The 15,437-nt window shown below is 70.1% G+C and carries 11 protein-coding genes; 6 read left to right on the plus strand and 5 right to left on the minus strand.

Features of this window, described 5'->3' with window-relative positions:
• Positions 1-14: 14 nt before the first annotated feature.
• From G4D85_RS29165 to G4D85_RS29190, 6 genes are all read left to right on the plus strand, one after another.
• A complete protein-coding gene (locus tag G4D85_RS29165) occupies positions 15-1,712 on the plus strand; it encodes a DUF4091 domain-containing protein (RefSeq protein WP_164017285.1) in 1,698 nt (565 codons plus the stop codon).
• Positions 1,713-1,731: 19 nt separating this feature from the next.
• A complete protein-coding gene (locus tag G4D85_RS29170) occupies positions 1,732-2,637 on the plus strand; it encodes a DUF3108 domain-containing protein (RefSeq protein WP_164017286.1) in 906 nt (301 codons plus the stop codon).
• Positions 2,638-2,753: 116 nt separating this feature from the next.
• Positions 2,754-4,103 (plus strand): hypothetical protein, encoded by a 1,350-nt coding sequence (locus G4D85_RS29175; protein ID WP_240359560.1) that lies wholly within the window; start codon positions 2,754-2,756, stop codon positions 4,101-4,103.
• A 23-nt stretch (positions 4,104-4,126) separates the two neighbouring features.
• Complete coding sequence (locus G4D85_RS29180; RefSeq protein WP_164017288.1) at positions 4,127-5,224, plus strand: imelysin family protein; 1,098 nt, start codon at positions 4,127-4,129, stop codon at positions 5,222-5,224.
• A 27-nt stretch (positions 5,225-5,251) separates the two neighbouring features.
• Positions 5,252-6,592, plus strand: coding sequence for a di-heme oxidoreductase family protein (locus G4D85_RS29185; RefSeq protein WP_164017289.1), 1,341 nt, complete (start codon positions 5,252-5,254; stop codon positions 6,590-6,592).
• Between the two features lie 60 nt (positions 6,593-6,652).
• Positions 6,653-7,018: a hypothetical protein gene (locus tag G4D85_RS29190; protein WP_205525761.1), complete on the plus strand. Its 366-nt coding sequence runs from the start codon at positions 6,653-6,655 to the stop codon at positions 7,016-7,018.
• 22 nt (positions 7,019-7,040) lie between these two features.
• On the opposite strand, the gene G4D85_RS29195 is transcribed toward G4D85_RS29190, so the two are convergent.
• From G4D85_RS29195 to G4D85_RS29215, 5 genes are all read right to left on the minus strand, one after another.
• Positions 7,041-8,840 (minus strand): hypothetical protein, encoded by a 1,800-nt coding sequence (locus G4D85_RS29195; protein ID WP_164017291.1) that lies wholly within the window; start codon positions 8,838-8,840, stop codon positions 7,041-7,043.
• A 67-nt stretch (positions 8,841-8,907) separates the two neighbouring features.
• A complete protein-coding gene (locus G4D85_RS29200; RefSeq protein ID WP_163996900.1) occupies positions 8,908-9,426 on the minus strand; it encodes a DUF507 family protein in 519 nt (172 codons plus the stop codon).
• Between the two features lie 137 nt (positions 9,427-9,563).
• The gene (uvrC, locus tag G4D85_RS29205; RefSeq protein ID WP_164017292.1) at positions 9,564-11,504 is read right to left on the minus strand and encodes an excinuclease ABC subunit UvrC; all 1,941 of its coding nucleotides are present in this window, start codon (positions 11,502-11,504) and stop codon (positions 9,564-9,566) included.
• 18 nt (positions 11,505-11,522) lie between these two features.
• Positions 11,523-13,637, minus strand: coding sequence for an excinuclease ABC subunit UvrB (gene uvrB, locus G4D85_RS29210; RefSeq protein ID WP_164017293.1), 2,115 nt, complete (start codon positions 13,635-13,637; stop codon positions 11,523-11,525).
• A gap of 79 nt (positions 13,638-13,716) precedes the next feature.
• Positions 13,717-15,393: a M28 family metallopeptidase gene (locus G4D85_RS29215; RefSeq protein ID WP_164017294.1), complete on the minus strand. Its 1,677-nt coding sequence runs from the start codon at positions 15,391-15,393 to the stop codon at positions 13,717-13,719.
• Positions 15,394-15,437 lie beyond the last annotated feature (44 nt).

Here is a 15,437-nt window from a genome sequence, read left to right on the forward strand (position 1 = left end):
AGTGAAGGGGGCGGATGGGCGCGGGATGGGCGTGGGCAGTGGTGGCGGCGATGGCCGCCACTCCAGGGCCGCAGGTGGTGTCGCCCCTGGTGAAGATTCGTCCGGGCGAAGCGGTGCAGGGTCGCCGCGACGCCCGGCTCAGCGTGGCGCGCGGCGAGTGCGAGGCCACGCAGGTGGTGCTGCCCGGGCGCGTGGAGCGCGTCCGGGTGGAGCCGCTGGCGCTCGCGGGCCCCGGCGCCGCGCTGAAGCCGTCCGTGTGGCGCCAGGTCTTCGTGGACGTGAAGACGCCGTCCAATGGAGAGGGCCGGAGCGGCCCCTGGCCGGATGCGCTGGTGCCGGTGGAGGCCCCCATCCAGGCCCCGTCCGGAGCCACGAGCCTGCCCACCGTCCTCTACGTGGAGGTGTGCGCGCCGGAGAAGCAGAAGCCGGGCACGTACCGCGGCGAGCTGCGGGTGAAGGCGGGGGACGCGGCACCCATGCCGGTGCCCTTCTCCGTGGAGGTGCAGCCCTTCGCGCTGCCGACCACGGCGTCGCTGCCCACCAGCTTCGGCGTGTCGCTGTACAGCATCGCCCGGGGCCACGGCCTGTCGCCCGAGGCGCCCGAGGCGCGGGAGCTGCTGCGCGCGTACGGGCGCACCCTGCTGGAGCACCGGGTGAGCGCGCACGGCCTGAGCATGTCGCCGCCGCCGGTGCGCTTCGAGAATGGCAAGCCGGTGGTGGACTGGCGCGCGTACGACGCGGAGGTGGGGCCCTTCCTCGACGGCAGCCTGCTGCCCTCCGGGGCGCGCTTCACCACCGCCGAGGTGCGCGACAACAAGCAGGCGAGCACCGACGCGGAGAAGGCGGCGTATTACCGCGCCTTCGTCGAGCACTTCCGGAAGAAGGGCTGGCCGGCGCAGCTCTTCTTCTACGCCAAGGACGAGCCGAAGCCGGAGGACGTGCCGCTGGTGCACGCACAGGCGAAGCGGGTGCGCGCCGCCGGGGGCATCCCCGTGCTCGTCACCAGCCCGCTGGATGACGCACTGCGCGGCGCGGCGGACATCCTCACGCCCACCCTCAACTGCTTCTACCCGCGCCCCGGGCCACAGACGTGCCGCAACGTGGTGCCGACCCGCACGCTGCGTGGGCGCCTGCCGAAGGGCGCGAAGGTGTGGTGGTACCAGAGCTGCAACTCGCACGGGTGCAACGGCGGGCCGCCGGAGGACAAGACGGTGGACGCGGCCTACAGCGGGTGGGCCTCCTACATGGTGGACCACCCCGCCCCCCTGAACCGGGCCATGGGGGTGCTGGCCTTCTCCTCCGGGGTGGACGGCGAGCTCTATTTCGACACCGTCTTCGCCTACAACACGAAGAAGGACCCCTGGACGGACGTCTTCGAGTTCGGCGGCAACGGCGACGGCACCCTCTTCTACCCGGGCACTCCGGCGCGGCTGGGGATGACGGGCCACCAGCCCGTGGTCAGTTTGCGCCTCAAGCACATCCGCGACGGGCTGGAGGACTACGAGTACCTCCGGCTGCTGGCGGAGCTGGGGGATGCCACCTTTGCCCAGGCAGCCGCGCGACGGCTGGCCCGCTCGGGTTGGGACATCACCCGGGATGCGGGAGAATGGGAAGCGGTCCGTCAGGAAGTCACGGCCCGGCTGCGCGAGCGGTGGGCCCAATCCGAATATGTGAAGCGCCCGGGCCGTCAGACGCCCAACAGCACCCCGTAGTCCTTGTGGAAGGAAAAGGATGAGCTCCATGCGCACCCTCCTCGCGGCCTGGCTGTCGCTGTCCACCGCCACCGCCTGGGCCCAGCTGCCGGACTCGGATGCGGACAAACCGGAGGCCGAGAAGGCCGAGGCGGCGACCGCGAAGGAGAAGGAGGTCCCCCTCACCGTGGCCCCATGCGCGAATGCGCTGCCCGCGCTGCGCACGCCCATGGCCTTCATGCCCGGCGAGGTGCTCGAGTTCGACCTGGACGCCATGGGCGCGCAGGCCGGGAAGATGACCATGCGCGTGCAGAAGCAGAAGGACGGGCACCTGCCGGTGGAGGTGGAGGCGAAGACCAACTCCTTCTTCTCCAAGGTGCGCCGCGTCCACGGCAGCGCCATCACCTACCTGCACCCGCGCACGCTGCGCCCCAAGCGCTACATCGAGGACACCACGGAGAACGAGCAGCGCCGCAAGGTGGAGGTCGCCTTCGGCCCCAAGGACCGCTCCGTGAAGGTGGACTACCAGATTGGCAAGCGGCCCAAGGGCCAGTTCAACTACACCTACGACAAGGACGGCCTGGACGTGGCCGGCTCCATCTACCTGCTGCGCCAATTGCCGCTGCAGGAGAACCTCCAGGTGTGCTTCGACGTGTACGGCGTGCGCCGCTTGTGGCGCATGCAGGGCGCGGTGGTGAAGCGCGAGCAGGTCACCACCCCGCTGGGCCAGTTCAACGCCTGGCACATGCAGGGCACCGCCATCCGCCTGGACCGCCCCAGGCAGAAGCGCGAGGTCCACGTGTGGATTTCCGACGACGCCCGCCGCCTGCCCCTGGCCGCCGTGGGCACCCTGGACCTGGGCGCCGTACGCGCCACCCTCACCGGCGTCTCCCGCCCCGGCGAGAAGCGCCAGGAGGCCGGCGGCGAAGAGGACATGAAGTGGTGAGGGGCTGAGACACCCGCATCCTCCCGCGGCTCCCGAAGCCCGTGGCCCTCCGCCGCGGGCTTCTTCTTTTCCCGTCAATTGATAACGGTTTGCAAAATCAAAATCATGAGCGTACGGTGCGCGCCGCTCCGATGCCTGCTCGCGCGCCCCGTCCGCTGTCGCTTCTCCTGTGTGTCCCGCTGCTGCTGTCCGCCCTGACCGCCTGGGCGGACGAGGCGGAAGCGAAGAAGCCGGAGGAGGAGGACGCGCGCCCGAAGCTGGAGCTGGAGCTGGGGGGCTACGCGGACCTGCAGTTCGCCTACTTCAACCACGGAGAGAACCAGAACCGGGCACGCGGCTCGCAGCGCGACTCGCGACTGGCGTTCGACACCACGCGGCTGGTGCTGGCGCTGGAGGCGGGCCTGCCCGAGTACGGACTGGAGGCCGAGGTGGAGGTGGAGTTCGAGCACGGCGGCACGGGCTCCGCGCTCGAGCTGGAGTACGAGGAGTTCGGCGAGTTCGAGCAGGAGGTGGACAAGGGCGGCGAGGTGCTGGTGGAGGAGCTGTACCTGTCCAAGAAGCTGGGCCGGCACGCGTCGCTCACGGTGGGCCGCTTCTACGTCGCGGTGGGCACGCTGAGTGACTCCTACCGCCCCACCGACTACCTGGGCACGGTGCGCTCCGAGGCGGAGACGCTCATCATCCCCAACACCTGGGACGAGATGGGCGTGCAGCTGAGGTGGCAGGCGCCCTGGGGCCTGCGCCTCACCGGGCAGCTGGTCAACGGGCTGGACTCCACGGGCTTCAGCTCGCAATTGTGGGTGGTGGGCGGGCACCAGCGCCGCTTCGAGGTGGTGCGTGCCACGGACCTGGCGCTGGTGGCGCGCGCGGACGTCAACCGCTTCGAGGGGCTGACCTTCGGCGCGTCCGGCTACTACGGCGACACCACGCGCAACCGCCCCAAGCCGGACCTGGTCCAGCAGTGCGAGACGACGAACGAGAACGTGGTGGCGCCTTGCGGCTACGTGTCCGCCCCGCTGCTCGTCCTCGACGCGCACCTGTCGTTGCAGCGGGGGCCCTGGCGCGCGAAGGCGCTGGTGATGTGGGGCCACCTGAGCAACGCGGAGCAGGTGTCCCAGCGCAACGCGCGCCTGTCCAACCTGCTGGGCGTGCTGCGCACCCCGGTGTCCGACAACGCGCTGGCCGTCTGGGGCGAGCTGGGCTTCGACGTGGCGCCGGCGCTGGCCCTGGGCGACGCGCACCAGCTCTCTCCCTTCGTCCGTGTGGACTACGCGGACACGCAGTTCCGCCCGCGCGCCGAGCTCTTCGACAACCCGCGCTTCCGCCGCACCGTCTACGCGGTGGGCGCGTCCTACACGCTGGAGGGCGTGGCCTTCGCGAAGCTCGACTTCAGCCACCGCCGCCTCGGCGCTTCCACGTTCCGGCCGGAGAACACGCTTCGTGCCTCCACCGGCTTCTCCTACTGACACCCCCGCAAGGAAGGACTCCCATGCCCCGCTTCTCCCTCCCCCTCCGCCTCATGCTGGCGCCCGTGCTCGTGTCGGGCGCGCTGACGCTTGGCGCCTGCAACGACGAGGACTGCTGCTCCGTGCCCCAGGATACGGTGGACGCGGCCATCATCAGCACCTTCGCGGACCAGGTAGTGGTGCCCACGTACCAGGACCTCGCCACGTCGCTGACGACCCTGGACTCGGCCGCGCGGGCGCTGCAGGCCGACCCCTCGCAGGAGCGCCTGACCGCGGCGAAGACGGCGTGGTTCGCCGCGCGCATCCCGTGGGAGGAGAGCGAGTCCTTCCTCTTCGGCCCGGTGGACAGCTACGGCTTCGACCCGGCGCTGGACAGCTGGCCGGTGAACCGCACGGACCTGGACGCGGTGCTCGCCAGCAATGACCCGCTGACGGCCGAGTACGTCCGCAACCTCCAGGAGACGCAGAAGGGCTTCCACACGGTGGAGTACCTGCTCTTCGGCGACGGCGGCACGAAGCAGGTGGGCGACTTCACGACGCGGCAGTTCGAGTACCTCACCGCCATCACCCTGGAGATGAAGACCATCTCCACGTCGCTGTCGGACGCGTGGACGAAGGGCTTCGACGGCCGACCGCCGTACCGGGACACGCTGGCCAACGCGGGCCAGTCCGGCAACACGGCCTACCCGTCCACCCAGGCCGCGGCCCAGGAGATGGTGGGCGGCATCATCAACATCCTCGACGAGGTGGCCAACGGGAAGATTGCCGACCCGTACGACGCGAAGGACCCGAACCTGGTGGAGAGCCAGTTCGCGTACAACTCGCTGAGCGACTTCAGCAACAACCTCGACAGCGTGCTGCACGTGTACCGCGGCTTCGGGGACACCGTGGCGACGGCGCAGCACTCGCTGCGGACCCTGGTGGGGGCGAACTCGGCGCTGGACACCCGCATCATCTCCGAGCTGGACGCGGCCCAGGACGCGCTCGCGCGGATTCCCGAGCCCTTCCGCGAGTCCATCCGCGACCCGGCGTCCGCGGATGAAATCGAGGCCGCGCAGGCCGCCATCCGCAAGCTCCAGACCACCTTCGAGTCGGAAGTGCTGCCGCTCGTCACCCGCTGACGGCGGGCCGTGACGTGGGGGGATGCCATGCGACGTGCGTTGTTGATGATGGGAGCGCTGCTGCTGTGGACCCCTGGCTGTGGCGAGGACGCGCCGGGAGCACCGGCCGCACCGCCGCGCGCCGGAGGTGCGACGACCATCGATGACCGCACGTCGCTGGCCTTCGCCCAGCCGGCCCCCAACCTGTCGCCGGAAGGGCAGGCGCTTCACCGGGTGGGCGACGGGGCCTTTGCCGCGGTCTTCGTGCCCGCGCCCGCGCCCGTCAACCCGGGGCTGGGGCCCGTGTACAACAACACCTCCTGCAACGGCTGCCACCTGCGCAACGGGCGGGGCATGCCGGTGATGGGCCCGGGCCCGCAGCGCACGCAATTGCTCGTCCGGGTGAGCCTGCCGGACGGCACACCGGAGCACCCCAACGGCGCGGTGCCAGTCCCCGGCTTCGGCTTCCAGGTCCAGGACCAGGCCAACTACGGCGTCCGGCCGGAAGCCGCTGTCACGGTGGAGTGGGTGGAAACCCAGGGGCGCTACGCGGACGGCACGCCCTACTCACTGCGCACGCCACGGGTGAGCATCTCACCGAAGGATGGCGCGTCCCTGCCCGAGCGGATGCTGACGTCGCTGCGACTGCCCCCGCCGGTGTTCGGACTGGGGCTGCTGGAAGCGGTGGACGTGTCCACGCTGCGGGCGCTGGCGGACCCGGATGACCGGAACGGGGATGGCATCTCCGGGCGGATGAACGAGGTGTGGGACGTGGCGGCGCGCGCGCTGGCGCCGGGCCGGTTCGGGTGGAAGGCGAACAGCCCGCACCTCACGCAGCAGTCCGCCGAGGCGTACGTCAACGACATGGGGGTGACCAATCCCCTCTTCCCCGAGGCGGACGGCACGCACGAGCTCTCGCGCGACACGCTGGAGGCGGCGGTCTTCTACTCGCAGTCGCTCGGCGTCCCCGCGCGCACGGCGCTGGACGACGCGGAGGTGAAGCGCGGCGAGGCGCTCTTCCAGACGCTGGGCTGCGAGCAGTGCCACCGCGAGTCGCTGGAGACGGGCGCGTACCCGGTCGCCGAAATGGCGCACCAGCGCATCCATCCGTACACAGACCTGCTGCTGCACGACCTCGGGCCAGGGCTGGCGGACGGGCGGCCGGATGGCGCGGCCACCGGCGCCGAGTGGCGCACGCCCGCGCTGTGGGGCCTGGGGCTGACGCAAACGGTGCTGCCGTACGCGACCTATCTGCATGACGGCCGGGCCCTCACGCTGGAGGAGGCCATCCTCTGGCACGGCGGCGAGGCCGAGACGGCCCGCGAAGGCTTCCGCGTGCTGTCCGCCGAGGACCGCGCGGCGGTGGTGGAGTTCCTGGGCTCGCTCTGACGGCTTCGCGGGCACCGCCGGAAAATTGACGGAGTGATACTGGCCTGTAGCGTCATGGGCATGCCCCCTCCGGCCCTCGCCCTCGCCGCCCCCGCGCTTCCGCGCCGCGCCGACCCGGTCCGCGTGGCCGTGGAGCGCCTCGCGCAGTCCCTTCCGGCCCGCACGGATGCGGCCGTGCTCGTGGACCTGCTGGAGGACGACCTTCGCGAGGGGCTGGACGCACTGGGTGACGTGGCGACGCACTTCAGCAACCTGCTGGGCACGCTGCGCACCGGGGAACTGACGCCAGTGGCGCTGATGGATGCGGGCGAGGACCTGCGCGTCCTCCAGCGCCTGGACTCCCTGCACGACATCATCGTCCAGCTCCGCAAGCGCCTGTCCCACGCCGCGGGCCTGAAGCGCCAGACGCACGTCCGCACGCGCTGAGGCCGCTCGCCCGTTCCGCCCGTCAGATGCTGGGCGGAACCGCCGTTCCTCCGGGCGAGGTCGCCGGAGCCGCGGGTGTCGCGGCCGCGGGCCCCGCCGTCGTGGTGCTCGCGCCCGGCGACACGTTGGCGGGCGCGGGCGAGGCCGGAAGTGGCGTGGCCGGGGCCGCGTTGAGCGGCGCGGGCGTGCCCAGCAGCGGGGGTGCCTGCCCGGCGTTGAGTGGCGCGGGCGAGCCCAGCAACGCGGACGGAGGCGTCGCCGTGTCCGAGCTCAACGGCGGAGGCGTGGCGATGATGCCCGTGCTCGACTGGGCCGTCCCCAGGAACGCGTCGAAGGTGCCGGTGTCCGTCGGCTGCACCCCGAAGAAGCCGAAGGTGGCCACGGCCTGTGGCGGGGGATTGGTCGTCGCCGGCCCGAAGCCGGACGGAGTCCCCGGCGGCGCCGTCCCCGGAACCACCGCACCGTCCGCGGCCGGCTGCGAGCCCGGCGCGGGCGTGCCCGGAAGGGAGCCCGAGATGTTCACTGGTGGATTCGGCGCGCCCGTGACGGGGAAGGTGCCGCTCGTCACGTCGGGCGTCACCGGCAGCCCTGGAACCACCGAGCCCGGCAGCGACGGCCCCGCCACCGAGCCCGGCGGCGTCACCAGCGCGCCACCCGCCACCCCCGCCACCGACGGCTGCCCCGTCCCTTCCAGCGCGCCCGAGCCCTCCGCGGGCACCGGAGTGGTCGCCGTCACCGGCCCGCCCACGAGGTCCGGGTCGGTGACCGGAGGGGGCGCACCAAGGTCCGTCGTGCCCGGAATCACCGTCGGCCCCACGGCCGTCCCCGAGCCGCCGGTGCCGGTGGTCGCTCCACCCACGGTCACCACGCCGCCCCCTTCGGTGGCGACGATGTCCCGGCCGCCACCCGCCACGCCCACGTCCGTCGCCGCGCCCGGAGTCGTCTCCGGAGCACCGCCCGGCGCGGTGGCCAGGTCGTCGGACGGAGCCTCCTCGGTCCCCAGCGCGTCCTCGGCGGGCTCGGGCGAACCCGTGAGCGGAGCCCCGAGAATGGTGACGGGCGGCACGGGCGAGAGCGAGCTCCAGTCCGCCGGAGGATTGCCCCGGTTCTCCACCACGGCCCGCGAGGCCACGGACGCGCCGTCGACGGAGATGGACACGTCCTCCAGCACGAACTGGATGAAGCCGCGAGGCTCCGCCGAGGCGGGCAGGTTCCACACCAGCACCACCAGCTCCGTGTCCCCGTAGCGCGCCTGCCGCAGCAGCCGGTGCGTGTCGTCGTCCGCGTACGTGCCCGCGGCCAGCGCCGCCGCGTGGACGAAGGCCGTGTCCGTGAGGAGCTGCCCGTTGCGCCACACGCTGCCCACGCCCCACACCGCCGCCGCCGCGTGCGTGCGCGTCATCGCCGCCCAGCCCAGGCCGCTGTCGCCGTAGAGCGGGATGTCCAGCAACACCCCTCCCCCAATCGCGTGCGGAGGCGGGCGGGGAAGCGGGCCCGAGGCGGCCTGCCCCCTCACCTGGGGCGGCGGGAAGCCCGGGCGCGTCAGCTCCACCCGGTACTCCACGACACCAAGCCGGAAGGTGGCCGAAAGCTGCCCCAGGTCGCCGTACGTGGCGCCAGGCAGGGACACCCTGTCCTCGACGGACAGGGAGGCGCTACCCGTGCCTCGCTCGGCCAGGTCGGTGAAGGGCAGTGGACCGTGGATGAAGAAGCCGTCCGGCCGCTCGGTCCGCGCGCTGGCCTCCCGGCCCTCGAACGTGAACCCACCTGGCGACGCAGCCAGGAAACCGGACAGTAGAAGCGTGGTGAAGGGTCCCGCCATCGACGCTGCCTCCTTGTCTCACAAGGTAGGCAGCGGAGCGGGGAACGGCAGTCCCCTCTCCGAAAGACTAGATGAGACCCCGGGCGCGGCGAATCTGCTCGACCGTCTTGTTGTACTCGATGTCGAAGGCGCTGGTGCCCTCCTGCAGGTGCTTCAGCCGGGAGCGGGCCTCCTTGTCGATTTCGTCGTCCACGTCCAGGTGCCGCTTCATCACCGCGAAGATCTTCTGACGCAGCACGTTGTCGGCGGCGTATACCTCTTCGACGTTCCGGCTGATGAGGAGGAACTCGATCATCTGGTTGATGACGTACTCGATGCCCTCGTCGCCCATCTTGAAGCCGCGAACGTCCGCCATCTCGCGCTTCACCTGGTTGAACTTCGAGTAGTCATATCCGCGACGCTCCAGTGCCTCCCGCGTCGCCTGGTTCACACGCTCCTCGTTGGCGAGGTACTCGCGCATGATGGCCGACAGGTCCATTTCGGCGTCAGCCACGCGCATCGGCTCCACCTCGATGTCCCCGTCCTGCATGAGCTGCTGAATTCCCTCGCGCGAGATGATCGGGATCACCTTCGGATACAGCCTCATGTCGGTCCCTCGCCCTCTGTAAAACATGCTCGGAATCGTTCACCGCTATAAATCAGCGCCGAGCCCAGTCGCAATGAAAAACCCCGGGAACTTCGCGGTTCCAGCGCGCTTCCCCCGCAGTCTGAGGCGGAAATTAATCACGCTGCACCGGGTGGCGACCCTCCCTGCGATTTTTCGTTCACCGGCTCGCTCGCGTCGTCCAGCGACGCCTGACGTACCGGGTCCTCCTCGTCCTCTTCCGGGTGGCCATGAAGGCCCGCGTGGACCCGCTCGGCCACGGCGGGGCCCACCACTTCCGCCAGCTCCTCGATGGAGGCCTCCCCCACCCGCTTGAGCGAGCCGAAGTGGCGCAGCAGCGTCTTCCGCCGCGCCTCGCCCACCCCGGGAATGTCTTCCAGCGCCGAGTGCACCCGACTCTTGCGCAGGACCTGCTTCTGGAACGTGATTGCGAAACGGTGCGCTTCGTCCCGCATTCGCGTGAGCATGAACATCTCCGCGGAGTTCTGCTGGAGGACGATGGGGTCCTTCCGCCCCACCACGAAGATGCGCTCGGGGCTCTTCGCGCTCTCGGCGTCCCGGTCGAACACCTCCAGATCACGGCTCTTGGCCAGACCCACCACGTCCACGGTGTCCACGCCCAGGTCCTTCATGGCCGCGTGAGCGCTGGCGAGCTGGCCCTTGCCGCCGTCGATGACGAGCAGGTCCGGCAGGTCATTGTCCTCCAGTCCCCGCTTCAGCCGGCGCGTCACGACTTCGTACATGCTGGCGAAGTCGTCCTGCTTCTCCAGCGTCTTGATCTTGTACTTCCGGTAGCGCGACTTGTCCGCGTCGCCATCCGTCACCGCCACCTGCGACGCGACAATCGCCGAGCCCTGGAAGTGCGAGATGTCGAAGCACTCCATGCGGCGCGGGAAGTTGCGCAGGCCCAGCCGCTGCTGGAGCCGAGACAGGACGCCGTCCGTCTCGTCCTTGGTGCGGCGGCGCTCCAGGAAGGCCTGCTCGGCGTTCTTCACCGCCATCTGCACCAGGTCATGCTTCTCGCCGCGCTTGGGCACCAGCATCCGGACGCGCTCACCCTTGCGCTCGGAGAGCAGCGCCTCCAGGCCCCCGGTGCCGTCGTCGGGCTCCAGCGGCAGCAGCACCTCCTCGGGCACGAAGCTGCCCTGGTCGTAGTAGAGGTTCACGAACGAGGCGAGCAGCTCCGCGTCGGGGAACTCCTGGCTGCCGAAGGGGAAGGCCTGCCCGCCGTTGAGGCGGCCCTGCCGCACCCAGAGGACATAGAACATGATGCGGTCCCCCTCGCGGTAGAGGGAGAACACGTCCTGGTCCTTGAAGTCGGTGGTGGCGACCTTCTGTCGCTCCAGGCTGCGCTCAATCGCGCCGAGCTGATCCCTCAGGCGCGCGGCCTCCTCGAACTTCAGCTCCCGCGCGGCGCTCTTCATGCGCAGGCGCAGGCCCTCCACCAGCTCGTTGGCCTTGCCCTCCAGGAACATCGTCACTTCGTCCACGCTGCGGCGGTAATCCTCCTCGGGGACGGGGTGCACGCACGGCGCGGGGCAGCGGCCAATCTGGAACAGCAGGCACGGCCGCTTGCGATTGGCCAGCACGTGGTCCGTGCAGGTGCGCAGGCGGAAGAAGCGGTTGATGATGCGCAGCGTCTCGCGGATGGCGCCCGCGCTGGAGTACGGGCCGAAGTAGCGCGCGCCGTCCTTCTCGTACTTCCGGACGACTTCGAGGCGCGGGTACGCCTGCGTCCTGTCCAGCCGCAAGGAGATGAACTGCTTGTCGTCCTTGAGCAGGACGTTGAAGCGCGGCTTGTGCTTCTTGATCAGCTCGTTCTCGAGGAGCAGCGCCTCCTTCTCGTTGTTGACGAGCACCGTCTCCAGGTCGCCCAGCAGCTGATCCAACAGCGACACGAAGACGCGCGTGTCCCCGGTGCGCGTGAAGTACGAGCGCACGCGGTTGCGCAGGTTGATCGCCTTGCCCACGTAGATGACCTGCCCCCGGCGGTCCTTCATCAGGTACACGCCGGGCTCGGTGGGCAGTGACTCGAGCTTCTCCTGGAGCTTGGCGTCCATTCGCGCGGTCTCCCCGGACTACCGGCGGCCCCGGGCCCCCGCGCCACCACCACCGCGCCCACGGCCCTTGCCACGTCCTCGCGCGGGCTCCTCGTCCGCCTTCTTCGCGGGCGCCTTCAGCAGCACGCGGGACGGCGGCTTCAGCCCCAGGTCCATGTCCTTGAGCAGCTGCACCCTGTCACGGTGCTCCGCCGCCTTCTCGAACTGCATCTCGTCCGCGGCGGCGAGCATGTCCTTGGTGAACTCCGCGATGAGCCGCTTGATCTCCTTCGGCTGGAGCAGGTCGTCCTCGCCCTCGGCGGCCATGGGCAGGGAGCCCGACCCTTCCGCGTCGTAGACGTGCTCGGACAGGTCGGTGATGTTGCTCTTGACGGAGCGCGGGGTGATGCCGTGCGCCTCGTTGTGCTTCCGCTGGATGTCGCGGCGGCGGGTCGTCTCGTCCAGCGCCTTCTTCATCGAGTCGGTGATGCTGTCCGCGTACATGATGACGCGGCCGTGCAGGTTGCGCGCCGCGCGGCCGATGGTCTGGGTGAGGGACACGTGGCTGCGCAGGAAGCCCTCCTTGTCCGCGTCGAGGATGGCCACCAGCGACACCTCGGGGATGTCCAGGCCCTCGCGCAGCAGGTTGATGCCCACCAGCACGTCGAACTCGCCCTTGCGCAAGTCCCGGATGATGGCCATGCGCTCAATCGCGTCGATGTCCGAGTGCAGGTAGCGCACGCGCACGCCCACGTCGGCGTAGTACTCGGTGAGGTCCTCCGCCATGCGCTTGGTGAGCGTCGTCACCAGGACGCGCTCCTTGCGGGCGACGCGCAGGCGCACCTCCTCCAGCAAGTCATCCACCTGGTTGCCCACGGGGCGCGTCTCCACCTCGGGGTCCGTCAGGCCCGTGGGGCGGATGATCTGCTCCACCACCACGCCCTGGGACTTCTGCAGCTCGTACTCGGAAGGCGTCGCGGAGACGAACATCGCCTGGGGCACCAGCTCCTCGAACTCACCGAACTTCAGCGGCCGGTTGTCCAGGGCGCTGGGCATGCGGAAGCCGAAGCTGACCAGCGTCTCCTTGCGCGCGCGGTCTCCCCGGTACATGGCGCCAATCTGCGGCACCGTCTGGTGGCTCTCGTCGATGAAGACCAGCAGGTCGCGCGGGAAGTAGTCGATGAGGCACGGGGGCGGCTCACCCGGGGCGCGGCCGGAGAAGTGGCGCGAGTAGTTCTCGATGCCGTTGCAGTAGCCGACCTGCTCAATCATCTCCAGGTCGAACATGGTGCGCTGCTCCAGCCGCTGCGCCTCCAGCAGCTTGCCCTCCTTCTTGAAGAGCTGGAGCTGCTCGGTCAGCTCGTCGCGGATGGTCTGCAGGGCGCGCTTGCGCACGTCCTCTCCGGCCACGTAGTGGCTCGCGGGGAAGATGACGATCTTGTCCAGCGCGCCAATCGTCACGCCGCGCAGCGGGTCGAACTCGATGATCTTCTCCACCTCGTCGCCGAAGAAGGAGATGCGCACGGCGCGCTCCTCCTCGTAGGCGGGGAACACCTCGACGGTGTCGCCGCGCGCGCGGAAGGTGCCGCGGTGGAAGTCGAGGTCGTTGCGATCGTACTGGGCCTCCACCAGCCGGCGCATGAACGTGTCACGACCCATCTCCTGGCCCACGTCCGCGCGCACCGCCAGGTCCACGTAGCTGCGGGCCGCGCCCAGGCCGTAGATGCAGGACACGCTGGCGACGATGATGACGTCGTCCCGGGTCCGCAGCGAGTGGGTGGCCGAGTGGCGCATCCGCTCGATGTTGTCGTTGATGGACGAGTCCTTCTCGATGAAGGTGTCCGTCGACGGGACGTAGGCCTCGGGCTGGTAGTAGTCGTAGTACGAGACGAAGTACTCGACGGCGTTGTTCGGAAACAGCGCCTTGAACTCGCCGTAGAGCTGGGCGGCCAGGGTTTTGTTGTGGGCGATGACCAGCGAGGGCCGCTTCACGTTGGCGATGACGTTCGCCATGGTGAACGTCTTGCCTGAACCGGTGACACCCAGGAGGGTCTGGTAGCGGTCGCCCCGTAGGACGCCCTCCGTGAGCTCTCCGATGGCCCTCGGCTGGTCGCCCTCGGGATTGTGTTCGCTGACGAGCTGGAAGTCCGGCATATCCGTGGGATTTAACACTCCACGGAGGGGAAGACCGCCCGTTCGTGCCTGCCCGTCGAACGGAGGACGGAGCGCGTGTCTACTTCGACGCGCCCTCCTTCAGCGCCTCCAGGGCCTCCAGGCGGGCGGCCTCGAACTCGTCGCCCTTGTTCCAGCGCGGCAGCTCCGGAGTGCGCGCGACGTGGGCGCCGAGGAGGAAGAAGAGGCGGACGTCCTCCACGGCGCCGGAGAAGTCCCACTCCGGGCGCAGCTCGTCGGAGGGCTGGTGGTAGTGCTTCGCCTCCCACGCCTCGCGCTGCTGCTTGCCCCAGCCTTCCGGCCGCCCCACGAAGTCCATGCCGCTGCCGAAGTAGGCGGCGGGGATGCCCTGCTTCGCGAAGTTGAACTGGTCCGAGCGGTAGAAGAAGCCCCGGTCGGAGAGCTGGTCCGCCTTCACCACCCGCCCCTGCGTCTTCGCCAGGCCGGTGATGATGGCGTCCAGGCTGGACTTGCCCAGGCCGATGACGGTGAGGTCCCGGGTGCGGCCGTGGATGTTCGCGCCGTCGATGTTGATGTTGGCGGCCACGAGGCCGGCCGGCACCGGCGGGTGCTCGGCGAGGTACTGCGAGCCCAGCAGGCCCTGCTCCTCGGCGGCCACGGCGGCGAAGAGGATGGAGCGGCGCGGCGGTTGGGGCAGCTCGCGGAAGGCCTTCGCCACCGCCAGCATGGCCGCCACGCCCGCCGCGTTGTCCAGGGCGCCGTTGTAGATGGTGTCCTCGCCCTCCTCCTTCCCCTGCTTCATGCCCAGGTGGTCGTGGTGTGCGCTGTACAGCACCACCTCGCGGGCCAGCTTCGCGTCGCTTCCGGGCAGCATCGCCAGCACGTTGGCGGTGGGCCGGCGGCGCACCTCGCTGGTGAAGCGCGCGGACACCTTCACCCCGAGCGGCACCGGCTGGAAGTCCCGCTTGCGCGCCGCGGCCTGGAGCGCGTCCAGCTCCTTGCCCGCGAGTTGGAGCACCCGGCGCGTGGCGGCCTCCGTGGTCCACGCCTTCACCTGCATGCGGGGGCCCTCGGCGGCGGGCAGCTCGAACTGCTCGCCCGTCCACGACGTCTGCACCACCTGCCACGGGTAGCCCGCGCTGGGCGTGGTGTGGAGGATGATGGCGCCGGCCGCGCCCACCTTCGCCGCCTGCTCGTACTTGTAATCCCAGCGGCCGTACCAGAGCCGCGTGCGGCCCGCGAAGAGCTTGGGGTCGTCCTCGGGGTCGTTGTTGAGGATGAGCAGCGTCTTGCCGCGCAGGTCCATCCCCTTGAAGTCGTCCCACTCGTACTCGGGCGCCTGGATGCCGTAGCCGACGAAGACGAGCTCGGACTCCTCCAGCTTCGCCTCGGGCGCCTGCACGCCGGACACGGCGATGAAGTCCTCGTGGAACTTCAGCTCCGCCGTGCCCTGGGGCGCGCGGAACGTCATGCCCTTCGGGTGGCTGGTGATGCCCACCAGGTCGAACCGCTGGAAGTACGAGCCATCCGCGGCCGCGGGCTTCATCCCGAGCGCCTCGAGCTGCGAGGCGATGTACGCCTGCCCGAGCGCGTCTCCCCGCGTGCCGGGGCCACGGCCCTCCAGCAGGTCGTGAGCGAGGAAGCGCACGTGTGCGCGCAGCACGTCCGGGACGATGGCCCCGGAGGCGGACTTCTCCGCGGGGGTGACGAGCGGCGTGCGCTGCGCGAGCGCGGGGACGGCAACGAGGGCGAGGAGCAGGGACACCAGGCGCTTCATGGTGCCCGGAGCCCTAACACGAAGCTCCGGGAGCATGCAGCAGC

Origin of the sequence: Pyxidicoccus trucidator (genome assembly GCF_010894435.1) — a bacterium.
GTDB lineage: Bacteria > Myxococcota > Myxococcia > Myxococcales > Myxococcaceae > Myxococcus > Myxococcus trucidator.